Consider the following 20638-nt stretch of genomic DNA (forward strand, 5'->3'; position numbering starts at 1 on the left):
TGTTTCCACACAAGGCCACAAACCGCGCCGCCGCGGGTAAAATATGGAAATCAGGCTTCTAGTCCCAACATATGACACGCGCGGCGCGCCGATTTGATCCTCATCAAGTCTTGGAATTGTCACAGCCGCTTATCTTCCGTCATCTGCGGCGCGTCGCCGCAAGTCCTGCGACCAATCCGCGCGGAAAACAGGGTGCGCCCATGACGGAAGCCATTGTTGAACCCGAAATTCTTGAGCCGATCATCGCGCGATTCAACGGCGACCCCGGCAATCTCCTGCAAATCCTGATCGAGGCGCAAAACGCGCTCGACTGGCTCTCGCCGGCGACCCAGGGTTTTATCGCCAGAAGCCTCGACCTCCCGGTCACCCGCGTCGCCAAGGTGGTGCAGTTCTACACCCACCTCTACGACACGCCGCGCGGCAAATATCGCGTGCTGTTCTCGCACAACATCACCGACCGCATGGCCGGCTCCCCCGCGCTGATGGCGCATATGCTCAAGCGCCTGAAGCTGAAGCGCGGCGTGGTCTCCGAGGACGGCCTGGTCAGCGTCGGCAAGACCTCATGCACCGGCATGTGCGACCAGGGCCCGGCGATTCTCGTCAACAACCGCGCCATCACCAAGCTGACGCTGCGCCGCATCGACGAAATCTGCGACTTGATCCGCGCCAAAGCGCCCCTCGCCAACTGGCCGGCCCATTATTTCCGCGTCGAGGACAATATCGAGCGCGCCGACATGCTGCTCGGCTCGGCCTATGCCCCCGGCGAGGCCTTGCGCGCCGCGATCGCCTGCGGGCCCACCGGCATGATGGCGGAAATGCGCAAGTCCAACCTGCGCGGCCGCGGCGGCGCCGGTTTCACCACCGCCGTGAAATGGGAAGCCTGCCGCGACGCCCCCGGCGACGAACGCTATATCGTCTGCAACGCCGACGAGGGCGAGCCCGGCACGTTCAAGGACCGCGTGCTGCTGCAAAGTTTTTCGGAACGCGTGTTCGAAGGCATGGCCATCGCCGGCTATGTCACCGGCGCCCGCAAAGGCCTCGTCTATCTGCGCGGCGAATACACCTATTTGCGCGCCCCGCTCGAGGCCAAGCTCAGCGAAATGCGCCGCAACCGCCTGCTCGGCATGAGCATTTGCGGCGTGCCCGGTTTTGACTTCGACATTGTCATCCACATGGGCGCCGGCGCCTATGTCTGCGGCGAGGAAACCGCGCTGATCGAATCGCTCGAGGGCAAGCCGGGCCACCCGCGCATCAGACCGCCCTTCCCGGTCACCTGCGGCTATAAGAACAAGCCGACCGTGGTCAACAATGTCGAGACCCTGTGCAAGGTCACGGAAGTGGCGCTGCACGGCGGCCTCGCCTATGCCGGCACCGGCACGCGCCAATCCGCGGGCACCAAAATCATTTCGGTCTCGGGCGATGTCGAGCGCCCCGGCCTCTACGAATATCCGTTCGGCGTGCGCGTTTCCCAGGTTCTGGAGGACGCCGGCGCCTATGACGCCATTGCGGTGCAGATTTCTGGCGCGGCGGGCCAGTGCCTGACGCCGCAGGAATTCGGCCGCCGCATCGCGTTTGAAGACGTGCCGACCTCCGGCTCGTTCATGGTGTTCGGCAACAATCGCGACCTCTTCGAAGCCGCGCTCAATTACGCGCATTTCTTCGAACACGAATCCTGCGGCTTCTGCACCCCCTGCCGCGTCGGCTCGGCGCTGGTCGCGCGCATCATGGAGAAAATCCACTCAGGCCATGGCGCCCGCTACGAGTTCAACGAACTCACCCGCATTTCGCAGCTGATGAGCACGTCGAGCCATTGCGGCCTGGGCAGCGCCGCGACCAATGCGCTCCAGGACATTATGAAGAAATTCCCGACCGCCTTCGACCGCCGCCTGATCAAGCGCGACTTCGAGCCGGGCTTCGACCTTGACGCGGCCCTCGCCCGGGCGCGCGAAGTCTCCGCGCGCGACGACGCCAACGCCCATCTGGACGCCCATCTCGCCGAAGGAGCTGACGCGTGACCGACATTCCCAACACCTTCAATCTGGACGGCGAGCCGATCCGCTTCGAGCCCGGCGAGACCATCCTGCAGGCGGCGCTGAAGGCGGGCCATTTCATTCCGCATCTGTGCTTCAGCCCGGAATTCAAGCCGCACGGCTCCTGCAAATTGTGCATTGTCGTGGTCAACAACCGCACCGGCTCGTCCTGCGCGATGAAAGCCCTGCCGGGACTCGAAGTGCAGTCCGACACGCCCGACCTCAACCATCGCCGGCGCACGCTGCTGCAAATGCTGTTCGTCGAGGGCAACCATTTTTGCCCGGGCTGCGAGAAGAGCGGCAATTGCAAATTGCAGGCGCTCGCCTACGACCTCGAAATGTTCAACGACCATTTCACGCACTTTTTTCAGCCGCGTGAAGTCGACGCCTCGCATCCCGATTTCTTCCTCGACCGCAACCGCTGCATCAATTGCGAGCTGTGCGTGCGCGCCAGCCGCGATGTTGACGGCAAGGACGTGTTCGGCCTCGCCGGCCGCGGCCGCAATTCGCATCTGGTGGTGAATTCGCCGAGCGGAAAGCTGGGCGACAGCACGTTCGCCAAGGGCGACAAGGCGGCGGAGGTGTGCCCCGTGGGCGCGCTGCTGCCCAAGGGCCAAGGGTTCAAAAAGCCGATCGGCGCGCGGCTCTACGACAACGCCCCGATCAGCCAGAGTTTTGGCGTGAAGGAGGAAGTGTGACATGAACATGCGTCCTCCCATGAAAAAGCTGAAAGTCGCGACAGCATCATTGTCGGGCTGTTTTGGCTGCCACATGTCGCTGCTCGACATTGACGAGCGCCTGCTGGAGCTGGCGAAACTCGTCGATTTCGACAAATCGCCGATCACCGACATCAAGGAGTGCGGCCCCTGCGACATCGCGCTGATCGAGGGCGCGGTGTGCAATTCCGAAAACGTCCACGTCCTCCGGGAATTGCGCAAGAACTGCAAGATGCTGGTGGCGGTCGGCGCCTGCGCCATCACCGGCGGCCTGCCGGCCCAGCGCAACCGCTTCGACGTCGGCGACATTCTGGAGCGCTGCTATTGCGACATGCCGGGCGCGCAGACCCGCGTCCCCGATGATCCCGAACTGCCGCTGCTGCTGGACAAGGTCTATCCGCTCAACGAAATCGTCCGCGTCGACTATTTCATTCCGGGCTGCCCGCCCTCGGGCGACGCCCTTTGGAAATATCTGACCGATCTGATCAGCGGGCGCATGCCCCGTCTGGACTATCAATCCTTCCGTTTCGATTGAGGCTCAAATGTCCGCTCTGGAAACCGCCGAAAGGCCGGAAACGTTGCGCCGCATCGCCATCGATCCCGTCACCCGGGTCGAGGGCCATGGCAAGGTCACGCTGCTGCTCGACGCCGACAACAGGATCCATCAGGTCCGCCTGCACATTGTCGAGTTCCGCGGCTTCGAAATCTTCATCGAGGGCCGCCCCTATTGGGAGGTTCCCGTCGCGGTGCAGCGCCTCTGCGGCATCTGCCCGGTCAGCCACCATCTCGCCGCCGTCAAGGCGATGGACCTGATCGCCGGCTATTCCACGCTGACGCCGACGGCGGAAAAACTGCGCCGGCTCATGCATTACGGGCAGATGGTGCAATCGCACGCCGTGCATTTCTTCCATCTCGCCTCGCCCGACCTGCTGCTCGGCTTTGATTCCGAACCGACCCGCCGCAATATTGTCGGCGTCGCTACGGATCATCCTGAGATCGCCACTCAGGGCGTGCTGCTGCGCAAATTCGGCCAGGAGGTCATCCGCATGACCGCCGGCAAGCGCGTGCACGGCACCGGCGCCATTCCCGGCGGCGTCAACAAGACCTTGACGGTCGAGGAGCGCGACACCTTGCGCCGCGACATTCCCAAAATGACCGAATGGGCGCGCGGCGCGGTCAAGATGCTGGAGAAACTGCATCTGACCAATCCCAATTTTTACAATCGTTTCGGCGAGTTCCCATCGAACATGATGGGTTTTGTCAATTCCGCCGGCGAAATGGACCTTTATCATGGCGGTCTGCGCGCCCGCGACGCCAAAGGCGCGGAGATCTTCGATCACGTCGACTATTCGAAGTACAACGAGGTCTTGCAGGAAGAGGTCAAGTCCTGGTCCTACATGAAGTTCCCGCACATCAAATCGCTGGGGGCTGAAAACGGCTGGTACAAGGTGGGACCATTGGCCCGCGTGCAGGTCTGCGACCGCATTCCCAGCGAATTGGCCGAGGCCGAGCGCCAGAACCTGATCGCGATGGGCGAAGGCAAGCCGGTCCACGGAACCCTGTTCTTCCATTGGGCGCGCATGATCGAGGCGCTGCATGCGGTGGAAGTGGTGGGTCAATTGCTCGACGACCCCGATATCATCGGAACCGACCTGATGTCGGACAAGGGGGATCGGCGCGAAGAGGCGGTCGGCGTGATCGAGGCGCCGCGTGGAACCCTGTTCCACCATTACCGCGTCGGCGAGGACGATCTCGTCAAATATTGCAACCTGATCGTCTCGACCACCAACAACAACCAGGCGATGAATGAGGCGATCCGCACCGTGGCGACGCAGTATCTGACCGGCCGCGAGATCACCGAAGGTCTTCTCAACCACATCGAAGTGGCGATCCGCGCCTACGATCCCTGCCTGTCCTGCGCCACCCACGCCATCGGCCAGATGCCGCTGCAAGTGGAATTGCTGGACGCCGACGGCGCGCTGGTGCATCGCGCCAGCAAGAATATGGGGTAACAAGACCACCGTCATGCCCGGGCTTGTCCCGGGCATCCACGCCGCCCCGCATGTCGGTTGATGAGCGAAGACACGCACCTTTATGCGGTCGCCCATCACTCCAGACAGATTATCGTCTCAGGGCCCGGCGTGGATGGCCGGGACAAGCCCGGCCATGACGGCCAATTTGCTGGTCTCACATGCATCTCGTCATTTTCGGTTGGGGCAATGAATCGCGCGGCGACGACGCCTTTGGCCCGCTGCTGCTGCGCCGCCTGGAACAGGCCGCCTGGCCCGGCACGACCTGCATCGAGGATTTCCAGCTCCAGATCGAACACGCCCTGGACCTGCGCGGCGCCGAGCTCGCGCTGTTCCTCGACGCCGGCCGCGACACGCCGGCCCCGTTCCAATTCAAGGAAATCTTTCCCAGCGGCGGCCTGACCCACACCAGCCACGCCCTGCCGCCACAATCCGTGCTCGACGTTTTTCGCCAGGTCGAAAAGGCCGAACCGCCGCCGAGCTTTTTGTTGTGCGTGCGCGGCGAAAGTTTTGGACTCGGCGAAGCCCTGTCGCCGCAAGGCGCGGAGCGTCTGGAACAAGCCGGCGCCTTCCTCGAAAAACTGGGCGCGCAGCGGACAGCCGACGCTTGGCGCGCGCTGCTGACCTGACATCATCTGGTCGGACGATTACAGACATTTTGTGCGACACATGACACAGCATCACGCCAAAAGGCCTAATCACACTTGAATATGAACTTCGAGTAAATAACGCTTTTCGCCTCCTTTCCCCTCTGGCCCGCTTCTTGCGCCGCACATCGGCGACAAGGAGTTTTCGATGACGTCCAGAGCCACCATTGTCGCGATCGCCGCCGCGGACAGCGCGGAAAAGCGCCTGTTGCTGCGCGATTTCATCCAGCGCCGCCGGCGCGAGGGCCTTCGCCTCGCCGGCGTGATCGAGGCGCGCGACCCCGGCGCGGGCGCCTGCGGGGCGCTGGCTCTCATCGATCTCGCCACGGGCGCGCGCACAAACATCTCCCAAAATCTCGGGCCGGGCTCCACCGCCTGCAATCTCGATCCCGGCGGTGTGGCGCTGGCCTGCGCCAAAGCCCAGCGCGCGATCGCGGGCGGCGCGGACCTCGTCGCGCTCAGCAAGTTCGGCAAGCTCGAGGCCGGCGGCGGCGGCCTGCGCGACGCCTTCATCAGCGCGCTGGAAGGCGGCATTCCCATCGTCACCACGCTGCACCCAATCCTGCGCGAAGATTTTTTCCGCTTCGCCGGCGATCTCGCCGAGGAGATCGCGCCTGAGCCAGAGGCGCTCGAAGCCTGGTGGAACGACATGTTCGCGCAACCCCGCGCCGCCTGAGAGGACCCCATGAACACCCACGCTCTCTACGGTTTCCAAACCCTGCGGCTCGCGGTCGTGATGGGGACCAGCGAAATCGCCTCGGCGGTCGCCGTCGCCCTCACCGGCGCCGGCTATGGCGTGGCCATGGTCCACGACCCATTCCCTCCCGTGATCCGGCGCGGCATGGCGTTCCATGACGCGCTCTATGACGATCCCGTCACCGTCGGCGGCGTCGTCGGGGAACGGGCGGAACATCTCATGGAAATCGCCGGCGTGCTGGCGCGCCGGGCGCGCGTGGCGGTCACGCCTTTGTCCCTGGGCGAATTGCTCGCCTATCGCGGCGCCGACATTCTGGTCGACGCGCGCCTGCAAAAGGACCGGATCACGCCGGACTTCCGCCGCCTCGCGCGGCTCACCATCGGCATGGGGCCGAAATTCGCTGTCGGCGTGAATTGCGACATCGCCATAGAAACCCGACCGGCCCACGCCGGCACCGTCCTGACCTCCGGCGAAACGGAGCCCGCCGACGGCAAGGCGCGCGAACTCGGCGGGGTCGGGCGCGAGCGCTTCGTCTATTCCGACCGCGACGGCGTCTGGCGCACGCCGATGGATGTCGGCATGTGGGTTCCGAAAAACTTCGTCATCGGCCGCCACGACGGCTTTCCCATCCGCGCTCCGTTCGACGGCCATTTGCGCGGCGTCGCCCGCGACGGCGCCGTCGCGCCGGCGGGGGTCAAGCTGGTCGAGATCGACCCGCGCGGCCGCGAGGCCTGCTGGACCGGCATGGACGCGCGCGGACGCGAGCTCGCCAACGCCTGCGTCCGCGCCATCGAACTCCAGCCGGCGCGCGCGCAAAAAACCGTGGCTTGAGCGGGCGCGCCTCGGCGCTCACCAAAGCCCGGAAAGGAATTGTTTACGAATTTCAACCGCTTGGTTGGTTGAAGCCGGACGCGCATCCGACTCTATAGTCCTTCGGATCCACGGAGGCGCCATGCGTGAGAAGCTTCAGGCGGCGATCGAACGCGCGTTCATCGACTTGCATTATGCCCAGGCCGAACTGCGGCACAACCACACGTCCGAAGGCGGCGTCTCCCCGGAGATCGAGCACATCAGGCTGGCGATCCGCGAACTTCAGTCCGCCATCGCGCTCTGGGACGCGCCCTGCAAAACACCCGACGCCTGACCCTCAGAAAAAACGCCCGCCCGTACATCCGGGGCGAGCGTCAAATCCGTCCAATCGTCGGGGAGAGAAACAGGACAGAGCCTCAAGCTAACCGGCCAAGCTTGCGCCAAGCCGCCTTTACCATTCCTTTATTCGCAGCCCCGCCTTCGGCATCGAAGTCTTACGTCGTTCAGCGCCACCCTCGCTCCATCATCAGGAGCGACCCCATGTCTGACCTTCTCTTCTCCCTCCTCGGCCTCGGCCTGATCGGCGCCATGGCGGTTTACGCCCATGCGCTGACGCGCGCGTGAGGCGAAGCCATGTTCGAACCCCTCGCCGGTCTCCTCGTCGCCCTCGGGCTTGGCGTCTATCTCGTCATAGCGCTGCTCAAGCCCGAACGTTTTTAGGAGCATCGCCATGACCATCAACGGATGGCTGCAAATCGCCCTCGTCATCGGCCTCGTCCTCATCGCCGCGCGGCCGCTCGGCCTCTATATGGCAGCCGTGTTCGACGGCCGGCGCACCCTCGCCTCGGTGGCGCTCGGCCCGGTGGAGCGCGGTTTTTACTGGCTCGCCGGCGTTTCGCCCGAGAAGGAGCAGGGCTGGCTGGCCTATACGGGGGCCATGCTGATGTTTTCCGCGCTGGGTTTCGCCTCGCTCTACGCGATCCTGCGCCTGCAAGCCTGGCTGCCGCTAAACCCGCAAGGTTTTGAAGGCGTCCCGCCCGACCTCGCCTTCAACACGGCGATCAGCTTCCTCACCAACACCAACTGGCAGGCCTATGGCGGCGAAACCACCATGAGCCATTTCTCGCAAATGGCCGGCCTCGCCGTGCATAATTTCCTGTCGGCCGCGACGGGCATCGCCCTCGCTTTGGCCGTCACCCGCGCCTTTTCGCGCGGCGCGGCGGCGACGCTCGGCAATTTCTGGGTCGATCTCACCCGCGCCACGCTCTACGTGCTGCTGCCGCTGTCGCTCCTGGTCGCGCTCGCTTTCGTCGCGACCGGCGCGCCGCAAACCTTCGCCGGCGCGGTGGACGCCGCCACGCTGGAAGGCGCGAAGCAAACCATCGCGCTGGGCCCGGTGGCGAGCCAGGAGGCGATCAAGCAATTGGGGACCAATGGCGGCGGCTTCTTCAACGCCAATGCCGCGCACCCCTTTGAAAACCCCAACGCCTTCGCCAACATTTTGCAGATCTGGTCGATGCTGACAGTTTCGGCGGCGCTGCTGGTGATGTTCGGCAAGGCGGTTGGCGCGGAACGTCAGGGCTGGGCGCTTCTCGGCGCGGTCGGCGTGATCCTGCTGTCGGGCGTCGCGCTGGTCTATGCCGCCGAAACCGCCGGCAATCCGCTGCTCGCGGCGCTCGGCCTCGATCCCGCGCAAGGCAATCTCGAAGGCAAGGAGCTGCGCTTCGGCCAGGCCCTTACCGCCCTCTATGTTGCGGTCACCACCGGCCTGTCCTGCGGCGCGGTCAACGCCATGCATGATTCCCTGACGCCGCTGGGCGGCTTCGTCCCGCTGTTCCTGATCCAGCTCGGCGAAGTGCTGCCGGGCGGCGTCGGCTCCGGCCTTTACGGGCTCGTCGTCTTCGCCGTGCTCGCCGTGTTCATCGCCGGCCTGATGGTGGGCCGCACCCCGGAATTTCTAGGGAAAAAAATCGAGGCGCGCGAGATCAAGCTGGCCATGCTCGCGGTGCTGATCCTGCCGCTGGCGATCCTCGGATTTTCCGCGGTCGCCGCCGTGCTGCCCAGCGCCCTGGCGAGCCTCGCCAACGCCGGCCCGCACGGCCTTTCCGAAATCCTCTACACCTATACGTCAGCGGCCGGCAACAACGGCTCCGCTTTCGCCGGCCTCAACGCCAACACGCCCTGGTGGAACGTCACCACCGCCATCTCAATGATTTTGGGGCGCTTCGGCTATGTCATCCCGGTGATGGCGATGGCCGGCTCGCTCGCCGCCAAGAAGAAGGCCGCGCCCAGCGCCGGGACCTTTCCGACCGACGGCCCGCTGTTCGTCGGCCTGCTGGTCGGCGTCATCTTCATCGTCGGCGGCCTGCAATTCTTCCCCGCCCTCGCCCTCGGCCCGATCGTCGAGCACGTCCTGATGCTCGCCGGAAAAACCTTCTAGGAGCCGTCCATGTCCGCCAAATTTAAAACCCGCCGCACGCTGCTGTTCGATCCCGCTTTGCTGATCGAGGCGGCCGCCGATTCCGTGCGGAAATTGAACCCCAAAACCCTCATGCGCAATCCGGTGATCTTCGTCACCGAAGTGGTCGCGGCGCTGGTGACGCTCCTGTGGCTGCGCGACTATTTCAGCGCAACAGGCTCGCCGTTCTTCTCCGGCCAGATCGCCGCCTGGCTGTGGTTCACAGTGCTGTTCGCCACTTTCGCCGAGGCCATCGCCGAAGGGCGCGGCAAGGCGCAAGCGGCGGCGCTGCGCGCCTCCCGCAGCGACACGATGGCGAAGCGGCTGATCGACCCGCAGGGACGCGACCACCTCGACGGCGTCATCGAAAACGTCAACGCGCTCAGCCTGAACCCCGGCGATGTGGTGCTGGTGGAAGCCGGCGACATCATCCCCTCCGACGGCGAGATCGTCGAAGGCGTGGCCTCCGTCAACGAAAGCGCGATCACCGGCGAATCCGCCGCGGTGATCCGCGAAGCCGGCGGCGACCGCTCGGCCGTGACCGGCGGCACCACCGTGCTGTCCGACTGGATCAAGGTGCGCGTCACCGCCCAACCCGGCGAAACATTTGTCGACCGCATGATCGCCTTGGTGGAGGGCGCCGAGCGACAGAAGACGCCGAACGAACTCGCTTTGTCCGTTCTGCTCGCCGGCCTCACCCTGATTTTTCTCATCGCGGTGGTCACGCTCTACGGGCTCGCCGCCTATTCCGGCGCCGTTCCCTCCGTGGTGGTGCTGGTGGCGCTGCTGGTCACGCTGATCCCCACCACCATCGGCGGCCTGCTCTCGGCGATCGGCATAGCCGGGATGAACCGCCTGGTGCGCTTCAACGTGCTGGCGACCTCGGGCCGCGCCGTCGAGGCGGCCGGCGACGTCGACACGCTGCTGCTCGACAAGACCGGCACCATCACCTTTGGCAATCGCATGGCCAGCGAATTCGTCGCCCTGCCCGGCGTCGACTCCCGCCGTCTCGCCGAAGCGGCGCTGCTCGCCAGCCTCGCCGACGAGACGCCCGAAGGCCGCTCGATCGTCGCGCTGGCGAAGGGCGATTTCGGTCTGGCGGAACCCGAGGTTTTTGACGCGCGCGCCATCCCTTTCGCCGCCCAGACCCGCCTCTCCGGCCTCGACCTCTCAACGAAAAGCCTGCGCAAGGGCGCGGTGGATTCCGTGCTGAAATTCGCCGGCCTGTCGTCCGAGCAGGCGCCGCCGGAGTTCCGCGCCGCCGTGGATCGCATCAGCCGGTCCGGCGGCACGCCGCTCGCTGTGGTCGAAACCCGCAACGTGCAGGCGCATGCCGTCGGCGCCGACGCGGTGGCGTTCACAGAAAGCGAATTGCTCGGCCTGATCCACCTCAAGGACGTGGTCAAGCCCGGCATCAAGGCGCGTTTCGCCGCCTTGCGCGCCATGGGCATCAAGACGGTGATGATCACCGGCGACAATCCGCTCACCGCAGCGGCCATCGCCACCGAGGCCGGCGTCGACGATTTTCTGGCGGAGGCCACGCCCGAGGACAAGCTGAACTTCATCAGAAAAGAGCAGACCGGCGGCCGCCTCGTCGCCATGTGCGGCGACGGCACCAATGACGCGCCGGCGCTGGCCCAGGCCGATGTCGGCGTCGCCATGCAGTCGGGGACGCAGGCCGCGCGCGAGGCCGGCAATATGGTCGACCTCGACAGCGACCCCACGAAACTCATCGAGGTCGTGGAGATCGGCAAACAATTGCTGATGACGCGCGGCGCGCTCACCACCTTCTCCATCGCCAATGATGTGGCGAAATATTTCGCCATCCTTCCCGCCCTGTTCGTCGCCGCCTATCCCGAATTGGGCGCGCTGAACGTGATGCATCTGGCCTCGCCGCAATCGGCGATCCTGTCCGCTGTGATCTTCAACGCCATCATCATCATCGCGCTGATCCCGCTGGCGCTGAAGGGCGTGTCCTACCGGGCGGTGGGCGCGGCGTCGCTGCTGCGGCGCAATCTGCTGGTCTACGGCCTCGGCGGCCTGGCGGCGCCCTTCGTCGGGATCAAACTGATCGACGTCGCGGTGACGGCGCTCAACCTCGCCTGACGGCCGCCCTCCTTAGGAGGGCCTCACGCCTAACATTCGAGAGAGAACCCATGACCCAACATCTTCGCCCCGCCCTGGTCCTGCTGCTGCTGTTCACGGCGCTGACCGGGCTCGCCTATCCCTACGCCGTCACCGGTCTCGCCGCGCTGCTGTTTCCCAACCAGGCCAATGGCAGCCTCGTGATCCGCGACAACACAATCGTCGGCTCCTCCCTGATCGGCCAGAATTTCGCCTCCGACCGCTATTTCCAGCCGCGCCCCTCCGCGACCAGCACGCCGGACCCGGCGGATTCCAGCAAGACCGTGGACGCGCCCTATAACGCCGCCAATTCCTCGGGCTCCAACCTTGGCCCGACCTCCAAAACCCTGATCGAAAGGGTGAGCGCGGCCGCGCAAGCCAAGCGCGCCGAAGGCTGGCAAGCCCCGCTTCCCGCCGACGCGCTCACCACCTCCGCTTCGGGCCTCGACCCCGACATGTCCCCAAAAAATGCGCTCGCGCAGGTCGAGCGCGTCGCCAGGGCGCGGGGCGTCGCCCCCCAAAAGCTCCGCGCCCTGGTCGAGACGCAGATCAGCCGGCCCTGGCTCGGCTTCATCGGCGAACCCCGCGTAAATGTTCTGGCGCTGAATCTGGCGCTCGATGCGCTACACTAAGGCATGAGCGAAACCACACGAGACCGCCGCCCCGATCCGGACGCGCTGCTGGCGCTGACGGCAGAGGAGCGGCGCGGGCGCCTCAAAGTTTTTCTCGGGGCGGCGCCTGGCGTGGGAAAAACCTACGCCATGTTGCAGAACGCCCGCCGTCTCAAGGACGAGGGGCGCGACGTCGTCATCGGTCTCGTCGAAACCCACGGCCGCGTCGAGACGGCGGCGCTGGCGGAAGGGTTAGAAACCCTGCCGCGCAAAAAAATCGACTATCGCGGCCGCGTCATCGAGGAATTCGACCTCGACGCCGCGCTCGCCCGCAAGCCGGCCCTGATCGTGGTCGACGAACTCGCCCATTCCAACCCGCCCGACAGCCGCCATCCCAAGCGCTGGCAGGATGTCGAGGATTTGCTGGACGCGCGCATCAACGTCTGGACGGCGCTCAACATCCAGCATCTCGAAAGCCTCGCCGATGTGGTCAGCCGCGTCACCGGCGTCACCGTGCGCGAGACCGTGCCCGACAGCGTGCTGCAACGGGCGCATGATGTCGTGCTGGTCGACATCACGCCGGCCGAACTGATCCAGCGCCTGCACGACGGCAAGGTCTATCTGCCCGAAACGGCGAAGCGCGCCACGCAGAAATTTTTTACGCCCGGCAATCTCACCGCCTTGCGCGAAATCGCCCTGCGGCGCACCGCCGACCGGGTCGACGACCAGATGGTCGCCTGGCTGCGCCAGAACGCCATCGAAGGGCCGTGGGAAACCTCGGAACATCTGCTCGTCTGCATCGGCGACGACGAAACCGCGGAGAATGTGGTGGGCGCCGCCGCGCGGCTCGCCACCCAGCTCAACGCCGCCTGGATCGCGGTCCATGTCGAAGCGCCCGACGGGGCCTCCGAGGACCCCGCCCGGCTCACCCGGCTCGATGCGGCGCTGCGGCTCGCGGAGCGTCTCGGCGGCGAAACCCGGCGGATGATCGCGCGCGACGGCGTCGCCGAGGTCTTGCGCTTCGCCCGCCGCGAGAACGTCACGCAGATTGTCGTCGGGCGGCCGCGCACAACCCTGTGGCGACGCCTGACGGGATCGGGCTTCGTCGCCGCGCTGGCCGCGCAAGCGCCCGACATTGCGCTGCACGTGGTCAACACCCCCGAAGCGCCGCGGGCGAAACCCAGCGTCGCCCTGGGCTCACATAAAAACATCTGGCCCGGATTCGTCGCCGCCTTGGCCGCCGTGGCTGTGGCCGTGGGCCTCGGCGCCGGCCTGGAGGCCGCGCTCGACCTGTCCGACGTCTATATGGTGTTCCTGCTGGCGGTGCTCGCCTGCGCCGCGAGCTTCGGCCCGTCCTCGGCGGTCATCGCCTCCTTGGTTTCCTTCTTCGCTTACAATTTCTTCTTCATTCCGCCGCTGCACACCTTCACCATCGCCAAGCCGCAGGAAGTGCTGTCGCTGCTGGTGTTTCTGGTGGTGGCCGTGCTCACGGGCTCGCTGGCGGGCCGCGCCCGCGAACAGGCGACGGCGGCCGGGCGACGCGCCCATGACCTCGCCGCGCTCTACGATTTTTCACGAAAGCTCGCCGGCGCGGCGCGACTCGACGACGTGCTCTGGGCCTCCGCCACCCATCTGCAAAAGGTTTTTGGCGCGGCCGCCGTGCTGTTGCCGAGGGATGGCGAACTTCAGTTGCGCACGACATGGCCGCCCGACCGCGAACTCTCCCCCGGCGAGACCAGCGCCGCGCAATGGGCGTTCGACAAGCAGGAGATTTCCGGCTGGCGCACCGGCACGCTGCCCAATCTCCCCATGCAGTTCCGGCCGCTGTCGAGCCCGCGCGGCGCGGTCGGGGTGTGCGGCTTCACCCCGCAAGACCCCGACCATCCGCTCGCCCCGGAACAGGAGCGCGAACTGGCCGCGCTGCTCGACCAGATCGCTCTGGCCATTGACCGCTCGCTGCTGATCGGCGAGGCGGTGCGCGCCGCCGCTCTCGAGGACAATGACAAGCTGCGGTCGACGCTGCTGTCGTCGCTGTCGCACGACCTGCGCACGCCGCTCGCCTCGATCACCGGCGCCGTCACCACCTTGCGCCAGTTCGGCGCACAAATGCCGGAAAACGACCGCGACGACCTGCTTGCTTCAATCGAGGAGGAGTCGGCGCGGCTCTCGCGCTTCGTCGCCAATCTGCTGGACATGTCGCGCATCGAATCCGGCGCGTTAAAGCTGCGCCACGACTTTGTCGAACCCGCCGAAATCGTGCGCGCCGCCGCCGAGCGCGCTAAAAAGGTCTTTGCCAATTTCCGCATCGGCGCCAGCGTCGCCCCCGATCTGCCGTTCATCCGCGCCGACGCGCAGATGCTGCAACAGGTCCTGTTCAACCTGCTCGACAACGCGCATAAATATGGCGGCGAGGCCGGCGCGGTTCTTCACGCGCGACAGGAGGGAGAAACGGTGGTGATCAGCGTCACCGACGATGGGCCAGGCATAAAGCCCGCCGATCTCCAGCGCATTTTCGAAAAATTCTATCGCGGCGGCCGCCCCGACGGACGCAAGGCCGGCACCGGCCTGGGTCTGTCGATCTGCAAGGGACTGGTGGACTCCATGGGCGGAACGATCGAGGCGCAAAGCCCGGCGGCGCGCCGGCGCGGAACCCGCATCCTGCTGCGCTTCCCCGCCGTCCGGATGAAGGCGGAGCCATGAACAAGCGCATTCTGGTGGTCGACGACGAGGCCCCCATCCAAAGGTTTTTGAAACCCGCGCTCGCCGCCAGCGGCTATGACGTGCTCACGGCGGAAAACGGCCGGCAGGCGCTGCATCTGATCGCCACGGGCGCGCCCGACCTGATCGTGCTCGACCTCGGCCTCCCCGACATGGACGGCAAGGAGGTTTTGGAGCAGGCCCGCCAGTTTTCGCAGGCGCCGGTGATCGTGCTGTCGGCGCGGGACCGCGAAGCCGAAAAGATCGCGGCTCTCGACCTGGGCGCGGACGATTACGTGGAAAAACCGTTCGCCATTGGCGAGTTCATGGCGCGGCTGCGCGCGGCGCTGCGCCACGCCGCACGCAACGAAAAGGAAATTTTGCGCTTCGACGCGGGCGGTCTCAGCGTCGATCTCGAGCGCCGGCTGGTCAGCCGCGAGGGGGCGAGCGTCAAGCTGACTCCAAAAGAGTTCGACCTGCTGGCGGTGTTGGTGCGCCATGCCGGAAAAGTGGTCACGCACCGGCAAATCCTGGCGCAGGTCTGGGGTCCCGCCCATGTCGAGGACACGCAATATTTGCGCGTGTTCGTCGGCCAATTGCGCGCCAAGATCGAACCCTCGCCGGATGCGCCGCGCCTGATCCAGACCGAGGCCGGCGTCGGCTATCGCCTGTGCGGGGGAGAATGAAGGGAACTGGATCGAATTGCGCGCCTCGACTTTTCCGCCGAGACGACGGCATGAGCGCGCAATGCGATCCAGTCCCCTCGTCTGCGGCTTCACAAATTATCGCTCGGCACGATCTTCTCCCGCCGCCGCAGCCACGACGCGTCGAACAGCATCTGCGCCGCCCATCTGTAAACGTTGCGCTCGCTGATCTGCGCCACCATGATCTGCATGCGGCTGGCCTGTTCCTCCTCGCTCATGGTCATGGCGCGCTCGTAGGCCTTGGCCATCTGATGCGTGTCGTAGGGATTGACGATCAGCGCCTCCGGCAATTCGTAAGCCGCGCCGGCAAAGCTCGACAGGATCAGCACGCCGCGCTCGTCGTCGCGCGCGGCAATAAATTCTTTCGCCACGAGGTTCATCCCGTCATGCAGACTGGAGACGACGCAGGCGTCGGCGGCGCGAAACAGTTCGAACACTTCGGGCGGCTCGTGGTGGCGCACCAGCAGCAGAATCGGCTTCCAACCGTTGCGCGCATATTTCGCATTGATCTCGTCGGCGAGCGCGTGCGCCTCAGTCTCGAGCGCGGAATAGGCTTCGAGTTTCGAACGCGTCGGCGCCGCCACCTGGATCAGGACGAATTTTTCCCTCCAATGCGGCGACAGGGTCAGCAAATCGTCGACGGCGCGCATGCGATCCAAAATGCCTTTGGTGTAATCGAACCGCTCCACCCCCACCGCGATCTTGGTGTCGAGGGCGAGGCCAAAGCGTTCGCGCACATTGATGCGGCACTGCTCGACGGAGGGCTGATTGAGCAAGCCGCGCGGCGGCCATTCGATGGAAATCGGATAGGGCCGCACCAGAGTCTCGCGGCCGCCGAACGACACTTGCGAATTCTCATGGTCGATGCGGCTCTCAATAAAACGGTCGACGGAATCGAAGAAATTGTTGCAGTGAAACTGGGTGTGAAAGCCAAGGATCGACGAGCCGAGCAGCCCATCCAGAATTTCCTCGCGCCAGGGGCAGATCGAGAAGGTTTCGGCGTTGGGCCAGGGAATATGCCAGAAGGTGACGATGGTCGCCTTGGGCAGCGCATTGCGGATCATGCGCGGCAGCAAGGCGAAATGATAATCCTGCACCAGCACGATCGGATTTTCGCAGGTCGCCTCCTCCACCACCACATCGGCAAAACGCTGGTTCACCGCGCGATACATGGCCCAATCCTGCTCGCGAAAAATCGGGCGGATGAAGGCGATGTGGCACAGAGGCCAAAGCCCCTCATTGGCGAGGCCATAGTAATAGCCGTCCTGCTCCTCCTCCGAGAGCCACACGCGGCGCAAGGAATAAGTGGGATCGTCGGGCGGAACCATCAGCCGCGAATGCCGGTCGACGGTGTCGCGGTCGGCGGAGCCGCCGCCATGGGCGATCCACACGCCGCGGCAGGCGCGCATCACCGGCTCCAGCGCCGACACCAGCCCGCTCGCCGGAAGCTGCAACTGGATTTCGCCATTCACCCGATTGTGGATATAGGGCTCGCGGTTGGAGACGATCATCACCTGCGCGTCCGGCAATTGATCGAGCAGCAATTGCCGTAGGCTTTCCGGCGACCAGCGCACATAAATCCCGTGGACGAATTTGCGTCGCACGCGCAAATCGCCGAGCAGCGCGTTGATGCGCCGGTCCGCTGGCCCCTCGCTGGTGTGCACCGGCGCCTGTTCGGGCGTACGCGGAAAACTCTCGGCGATGGCGCCGCGCAGAGACGACATCCAGCTGCGCCGCAAAGCCGAAACCATCAGCACGGTCAAAAATCCAAAGCCGAAGGCGGTGGCGGCCAGCGCCGCTGTGACATAGGTGAGCGCGTCGCGCTGGCCGTTGCGCGCCTCGTCGAGATTTTGCGCGACCAGCAATTGCCCGGGCATGCCGCCGAGATTGAGCGCGAAGCGGTTGAAGCGGACGTTGGCGCCGTCGGTCTTGATGGTCACCCCTTCGCTGGCGCGCGAATTGGCGAATTCCGCGCAATCCAGCGACTGCGGAATGGCGGGGGTGGCGAGCGCCAGCTTGCCGTCGCGCGTGCAGAAGGCGAGGCCGTAGATGCGCTCCTCGTCAGCCGTCTTCTGCATTTGGTTCGAAAAAGCCTGGGGGTCGCTCATGCCGGCATGCGCGGCCTTGTCGCTCAGCGCGCGGAAGACAAAGGCGGAGCGCAAGTCGAGATCGCGCTGAACCCAGCCGTCGATGATCAGCGAGGCCAGCGAGCTCAAGGCCAGCACCACAATGACGCCGGCAAAACCGGCGAGAATGGCGTAGACCGCCTTCGGACTCCTCAGCACGCCGCCAATCTGCCGGCGCAGGTTTTTCGCCGGAGGGGCGACGTCCGTCATCGCGCCGCCTCCCAGCTTTTCGACAGCCGCATCGCGCACAGGATGATGCCGACCAGCGAATAGGTTTGCGGGAAATTGCCCCAGAGTTCGCCGGTGTCGGGGTCGATGTCTTCGGACAGCAATCCGACATGATTGCGCCGCGCCAGAACTTTCTCGAACAGCTTGCGCGCCTCGTCGCAGCGTCCGATGGCGGCGAGCGCCTCGACATACCAGAAGGAGCAGATGGTGAAGGCGGTGGAGGGCTCGCCGAAATCGTCCTTCGCCGCATAACGGAACAGATAACCTCTCGCGCCCAAGAGATTGCCGATGCGTTCGACGGTGGCGATGAAGCGCGGGTCGTCAGGCTTGACCAGCCCGAGTTCCGCGAGCAGCAGCGAACTGGCGTCGATGTGAGTGGAGTCGAGCCGGCCGGTAAAGCAGCCGGCCTCGTCGCTCCAGGCGCGCTGAAGTATTTCGTCCTTCAAGCCATCGGCCGAGGCGCGCCAATTGTGGGCGCGGTCGTGCAGACCAAGTTTTGTCGCGATGCGCGCCAGACGGTCGCAGGCCACCCAGCACATCGCCGCGGAATAAGTGTGGACCGACAGCGTATCGCGATATTCCCAAATGCCGGCGTCGGGAACCAAAGCCAGGGCCAGCGCGCGCATGCCCAGCGGCTCCAGCATGGCGAACAGCGCCTCGTCGCCCTTGGTCGGCAGACGCTCATCGAAAAACATTTGCGAGGCCGCCAGGATGACGCTGCCATAGACGTCATGCTGAATCTGGTCGACGGCGGCATTGCCGATGCGCACCGGACCATGGCCGCGATATCCCGCGAGACTTTTGGCGATCCGCTCCTCCAGCGTCATTTCGGGGAGGATGGCATAGACCGGCTTCAGGTTCGGCCCCTGCTCCATGGCGATGACATTGGTGACGTAATGGATGAACCGCTCCATGGTCGCGGTGGCGCCGACGCGGTTGAGCGCGAGCACGGTGAAATAGGCGTCGCGAATCCAGCAGAAGCGGTAGTCCCAATTGCGCTGCTCGTCGGGCGCCTCGGGCATGGAGGTGGTGAGCGCCGCGACAATGGCGCCGGATTCTTCAAAGGCGCACAATTGCAGGGTGATGGCGGCGCGGATCACCTCCTCCTGCCACTCGTAGGGCACGTTGAGCTGGCGCGTCCAGCCCTGCCAATATTCGCTGGTCTTGTCGAAGAATTCGCGTCCGACGCGGGGAATGGAATCGGCGAGCGGTTCGTCGGCGTGCAGGATCAGCGTGATCGGCCGCGACAGGATGAAGGCGCCTTCGGTGACGATATAGGAGACCGGCGCATCCGTGGACAGCCGGATCGACCCGCCCTCGGCGGCGAAGCGCATGTGGTTGCTGCCGACGATCGGGCGCGGCCGCAGCGCGCCCGACGACATGCGCGGCCGCAATTTGATGCGGATGCGGCACAGGCCGGACAGAGGCTCGACCCGGCGGATCACCGTCGGCGGATGGAACAGGCGCTCGAAACGCGGAAACCGCGGCGCGAAATCGGTGATGGCGAAGGCCGCGCCCGATTCCGACCTGACCACCGTGCGCACGATGGCGGTGTTGCGCAGATAGGATTGCTCGAAAGTGGTCGTCTCCGTCTCGTCGAAGGCGATGGAAAAATAGCCGTCCGAGGGGCTTTCGCCATCGATCAGCGCGCAAAACACGGGATCGCCGTCGAGCCTTGGCCAGCACATCCACACCAGCGCGCCGGAACGATCCACAAGTGCGGCGATATTGCCGTTGCCGATCACGGCGAGATCGAGCGAAGGACGGATCGTCATCGGCGCAGCTCCGGCGAGACAAGGGAGAACGCGCCGAGCCAATGGCGCACATCTTCGGGCGAAGCGAAATTCGCCTCGTCGGCGTGAAAGAATTCGCCGGCGACCCGCAATCCAACGCCTCCGAGCGCCGCGCAGGCGTCGAAGGCGGAGACGTCGCTCCGGTCGTCGCCGATCATGATCGGCCGGCGCCCGACAAATGGCTTTTCGCGCATGAACCGCCTGACAGCGTCGCCTTTGGTCACGGCGTCGCCAAGGATTTCGACCACTTTTCGGCCCGGCTGCACGCGCAGGCCATCGGTGTCGCGGACATAATGCTCAAGGCGGCGTTCGAGTTCCGGCCCGACCTGTTCGGCGAGCCGGTAATGCACGGCGATGGCGTGACCCTTGTCCTCGAGCAGCAGGCGCGGATCGTTCCCGGTGAGCTCCGCGACATCGTCGCGCACGCGCGCGTCGAGCTTTTCGCCGGCCTTGATCGGATGAGCGGGATCGAGCCGCATTTCGGCCCCGTGGACCCCGGCCGCCGCGCCGCGAAACGGCGCGAGACGCAAGTCGAGATCGGCGATCCGGCGCCCGCTCACCAGCGCCAGCGCGCCGGACAGCGCGGCCGACGCCCGCTCCAGCACGCGCGCCAGCGCCTCCGGCGCCGCGGCCCCGTCGGGGGTTGCGGCGATCTCCACCAGCGTTCCGTCGAAATCGAGAAACAGGGCGACGGCGGCGGGATTTTGCAGGGCCGCGTCCAGCCAGCGGCGCGCAGTATCCATTGAAACCTTCTTCTCGTTTCAGCGACGATGAAGCTGCGAAAGTTTTGAGGCGAGAAAAAGTTCCCAAATTTGCGCAGGGGACTGGATCGAATTGCGCGCCGCGCCTTTCAGAAAATGCGCGATTTCGGAGCGCAATTCGTTCCTGTCCTGTCTGGACGGCGCCCCTAGATCAAGGGTTTTCTTGGCGTGGTATGAACATTTCGGGTGCGGTCATGTCTCCGGCC

At 65.2% G+C, this 20638-nt stretch carries 17 protein-coding genes; 13 read left to right on the top strand and 4 right to left on the bottom strand.

Features of this window, described 5'->3' with window-relative positions:
• Positions 1-200: 200 nt before the first annotated feature.
• From M2320_RS18910 to M2320_RS18945, 8 genes are all read left to right on the top strand, one after another.
• Positions 201-2015, top strand: a complete 1815-nt coding sequence (locus M2320_RS18910; RefSeq protein ID WP_264598617.1) for an NAD(P)H-dependent oxidoreductase subunit E — start codon at positions 201-203, stop codon at positions 2013-2015.
• Positions 2012-2728 (top strand): 2Fe-2S iron-sulfur cluster-binding protein, encoded by a 717-nt coding sequence (locus tag M2320_RS18915; protein ID WP_210304243.1) that lies wholly within the window; start codon positions 2012-2014, stop codon positions 2726-2728. Before M2320_RS18910 ends, M2320_RS18915 begins: the two co-directional genes overlap by 4 nt.
• A gap of 1 nt (position 2729) precedes the next feature.
• On the top strand, positions 2730-3281 hold the full coding sequence (locus M2320_RS18920) for an NADP oxidoreductase (RefSeq protein ID WP_264598618.1): 552 nt from the start codon (positions 2730-2732) through the stop codon (positions 3279-3281).
• 7 nt (positions 3282-3288) lie between these two features.
• Positions 3289-4758 (top strand): Ni/Fe hydrogenase subunit alpha, encoded by a 1470-nt coding sequence (locus M2320_RS18925; RefSeq protein WP_264598619.1) that lies wholly within the window; start codon positions 3289-3291, stop codon positions 4756-4758.
• Positions 4759-4937: 179 nt separating this feature from the next.
• Positions 4938-5405 carry a hydrogenase maturation protease gene (locus tag M2320_RS18930; RefSeq protein WP_264598620.1) on the top strand — a complete coding sequence of 156 codons (468 nt, stop codon included), beginning with the start codon at positions 4938-4940 and terminating at the stop codon, positions 5403-5405.
• Positions 5406-5571: 166 nt separating this feature from the next.
• Entirely contained in the window at positions 5572-6099 is a 528-nt protein-coding gene (locus M2320_RS18935) for a DUF2478 domain-containing protein (RefSeq protein WP_264598621.1), read from the top strand.
• A 9-nt stretch (positions 6100-6108) separates the two neighbouring features.
• On the top strand, positions 6109-6951 hold the full coding sequence (locus M2320_RS18940) for a xanthine dehydrogenase (protein WP_264598622.1): 843 nt from the start codon (positions 6109-6111) through the stop codon (positions 6949-6951).
• A gap of 121 nt (positions 6952-7072) precedes the next feature.
• The gene (locus M2320_RS18945; RefSeq protein WP_184425226.1) at positions 7073-7264 is read left to right on the top strand and encodes a hypothetical protein; all 192 of its coding nucleotides are present in this window, start codon (positions 7073-7075) and stop codon (positions 7262-7264) included.
• Between the two features lie 128 nt (positions 7265-7392).
• On the opposite strand, the gene M2320_RS18950 is transcribed toward M2320_RS18945, so the two are convergent.
• The gene (locus M2320_RS18950; RefSeq protein WP_264598623.1) at positions 7393-7662 is read right to left on the bottom strand and encodes a hypothetical protein; all 270 of its coding nucleotides are present in this window, start codon (positions 7660-7662) and stop codon (positions 7393-7395) included.
• Between M2320_RS18950 and kdpA the strand changes: the two genes are divergently transcribed.
• From kdpA to M2320_RS18975, 5 genes are read left to right on the top strand one after another with little or no spacing between them, the layout of a single operon-like run.
• Complete coding sequence (gene kdpA, locus M2320_RS18955; RefSeq protein ID WP_264598624.1) at positions 7661-9370, top strand: potassium-transporting ATPase subunit KdpA; 1710 nt, start codon at positions 7661-7663, stop codon at positions 9368-9370. The two genes, M2320_RS18950 and kdpA, sit on opposite strands and share 2 nt — an antisense overlap.
• A gap of 9 nt (positions 9371-9379) precedes the next feature.
• Positions 9380-11494, top strand: a complete 2115-nt coding sequence (gene kdpB / locus M2320_RS18960) for a potassium-transporting ATPase subunit KdpB (RefSeq protein ID WP_264598625.1) — start codon at positions 9380-9382, stop codon at positions 11492-11494.
• A gap of 50 nt (positions 11495-11544) precedes the next feature.
• On the top strand, positions 11545-12144 hold the full coding sequence (kdpC, locus tag M2320_RS18965; RefSeq protein WP_264598626.1) for a potassium-transporting ATPase subunit KdpC: 600 nt from the start codon (positions 11545-11547) through the stop codon (positions 12142-12144).
• 3 nt (positions 12145-12147) lie between these two features.
• The gene (locus tag M2320_RS18970) at positions 12148-14823 is read left to right on the top strand and encodes a sensor histidine kinase (protein ID WP_264598627.1); all 2676 of its coding nucleotides are present in this window, start codon (positions 12148-12150) and stop codon (positions 14821-14823) included.
• The gene (locus M2320_RS18975; protein ID WP_264598628.1) at positions 14820-15506 is read left to right on the top strand and encodes a response regulator; all 687 of its coding nucleotides are present in this window, start codon (positions 14820-14822) and stop codon (positions 15504-15506) included. Before M2320_RS18970 ends, M2320_RS18975 begins: the two co-directional genes overlap by 4 nt.
• A gap of 89 nt (positions 15507-15595) precedes the next feature.
• Here the strand turns inward: M2320_RS18975 and M2320_RS18980 are convergent, their stop codons facing one another.
• From M2320_RS18980 to otsB, 3 genes are read right to left on the bottom strand one after another with little or no spacing between them, the layout of a single operon-like run.
• Complete coding sequence (locus tag M2320_RS18980) at positions 15596-17860, bottom strand: alpha,alpha-trehalose-phosphate synthase (UDP-forming) (protein WP_264598629.1); 2265 nt, start codon at positions 17858-17860, stop codon at positions 15596-15598.
• Complete coding sequence (locus tag M2320_RS18985; RefSeq protein ID WP_264598630.1) at positions 17857-19653, bottom strand: glycoside hydrolase family 15 protein; 1797 nt, start codon at positions 19651-19653, stop codon at positions 17857-17859. Before M2320_RS18985 ends, M2320_RS18980 begins: the two co-directional genes overlap by 4 nt.
• Positions 19650-20414: a trehalose-phosphatase gene (otsB, locus tag M2320_RS18990; RefSeq protein WP_264598631.1), complete on the bottom strand. Its 765-nt coding sequence runs from the start codon at positions 20412-20414 to the stop codon at positions 19650-19652. The genes M2320_RS18985 and otsB overlap by 4 nt, the downstream gene beginning before the upstream one ends.
• Between the last annotated feature and the right edge of the window lie 224 nt (positions 20415-20638).

It is taken from the genome of Rhodoblastus acidophilus (assembly GCF_025961575.1).
In the GTDB taxonomy this organism is placed as follows: Bacteria; Pseudomonadota; Alphaproteobacteria; order Rhizobiales; family Beijerinckiaceae; genus Rhodoblastus; species Rhodoblastus acidophilus_C.

Coding starts and splice junctions, on each gene's coding strand:
- M2320_RS18910 (WP_264598617.1), top strand. CDS start 201: ATGACGGAAGCCATTGTTGAACCCGAAATTCTTGAGCCGATCATCGCG.
- M2320_RS18920 (WP_264598618.1), top strand. CDS start 2,730: ATGAACATGCGTCCTCCCATGAAAAAGCTGAAAGTCGCGACAGCATCA.
- M2320_RS18925 (WP_264598619.1), top strand. CDS start 3,289: ATGTCCGCTCTGGAAACCGCCGAAAGGCCGGAAACGTTGCGCCGCATC.
- M2320_RS18930 (WP_264598620.1), top strand. CDS start 4,938: ATGCATCTCGTCATTTTCGGTTGGGGCAATGAATCGCGCGGCGACGAC.
- M2320_RS18935 (WP_264598621.1), top strand. CDS start 5,572: ATGACGTCCAGAGCCACCATTGTCGCGATCGCCGCCGCGGACAGCGCG.
- M2320_RS18940 (WP_264598622.1), top strand. CDS start 6,109: ATGAACACCCACGCTCTCTACGGTTTCCAAACCCTGCGGCTCGCGGTC.
- M2320_RS18945 (WP_184425226.1), top strand. CDS start 7,073: ATGCGTGAGAAGCTTCAGGCGGCGATCGAACGCGCGTTCATCGACTTG.
- kdpA (WP_264598624.1), top strand. CDS start 7,661: ATGACCATCAACGGATGGCTGCAAATCGCCCTCGTCATCGGCCTCGTC.
- M2320_RS18950 (WP_264598623.1), bottom strand. CDS start 7,662: ATGGCGATGCTCCTAAAAACGTTCGGGCTTGAGCAGCGCTATGACGAG.
- kdpB (WP_264598625.1), top strand. CDS start 9,380: ATGTCCGCCAAATTTAAAACCCGCCGCACGCTGCTGTTCGATCCCGCT.
- kdpC (WP_264598626.1), top strand. CDS start 11,545: ATGACCCAACATCTTCGCCCCGCCCTGGTCCTGCTGCTGCTGTTCACG.
- M2320_RS18970 (WP_264598627.1), top strand. CDS start 12,148: ATGAGCGAAACCACACGAGACCGCCGCCCCGATCCGGACGCGCTGCTG.
- M2320_RS18975 (WP_264598628.1), top strand. CDS start 14,820: ATGAACAAGCGCATTCTGGTGGTCGACGACGAGGCCCCCATCCAAAGG.
- M2320_RS18980 (WP_264598629.1), bottom strand. CDS start 17,860: ATGACGGACGTCGCCCCTCCGGCGAAAAACCTGCGCCGGCAGATTGGC.
- M2320_RS18985 (WP_264598630.1), bottom strand. CDS start 19,653: ATGACGATCCGTCCTTCGCTCGATCTCGCCGTGATCGGCAACGGCAAT.
- otsB (WP_264598631.1), bottom strand. CDS start 20,414: ATGGATACTGCGCGCCGCTGGCTGGACGCGGCCCTGCAAAATCCCGCC.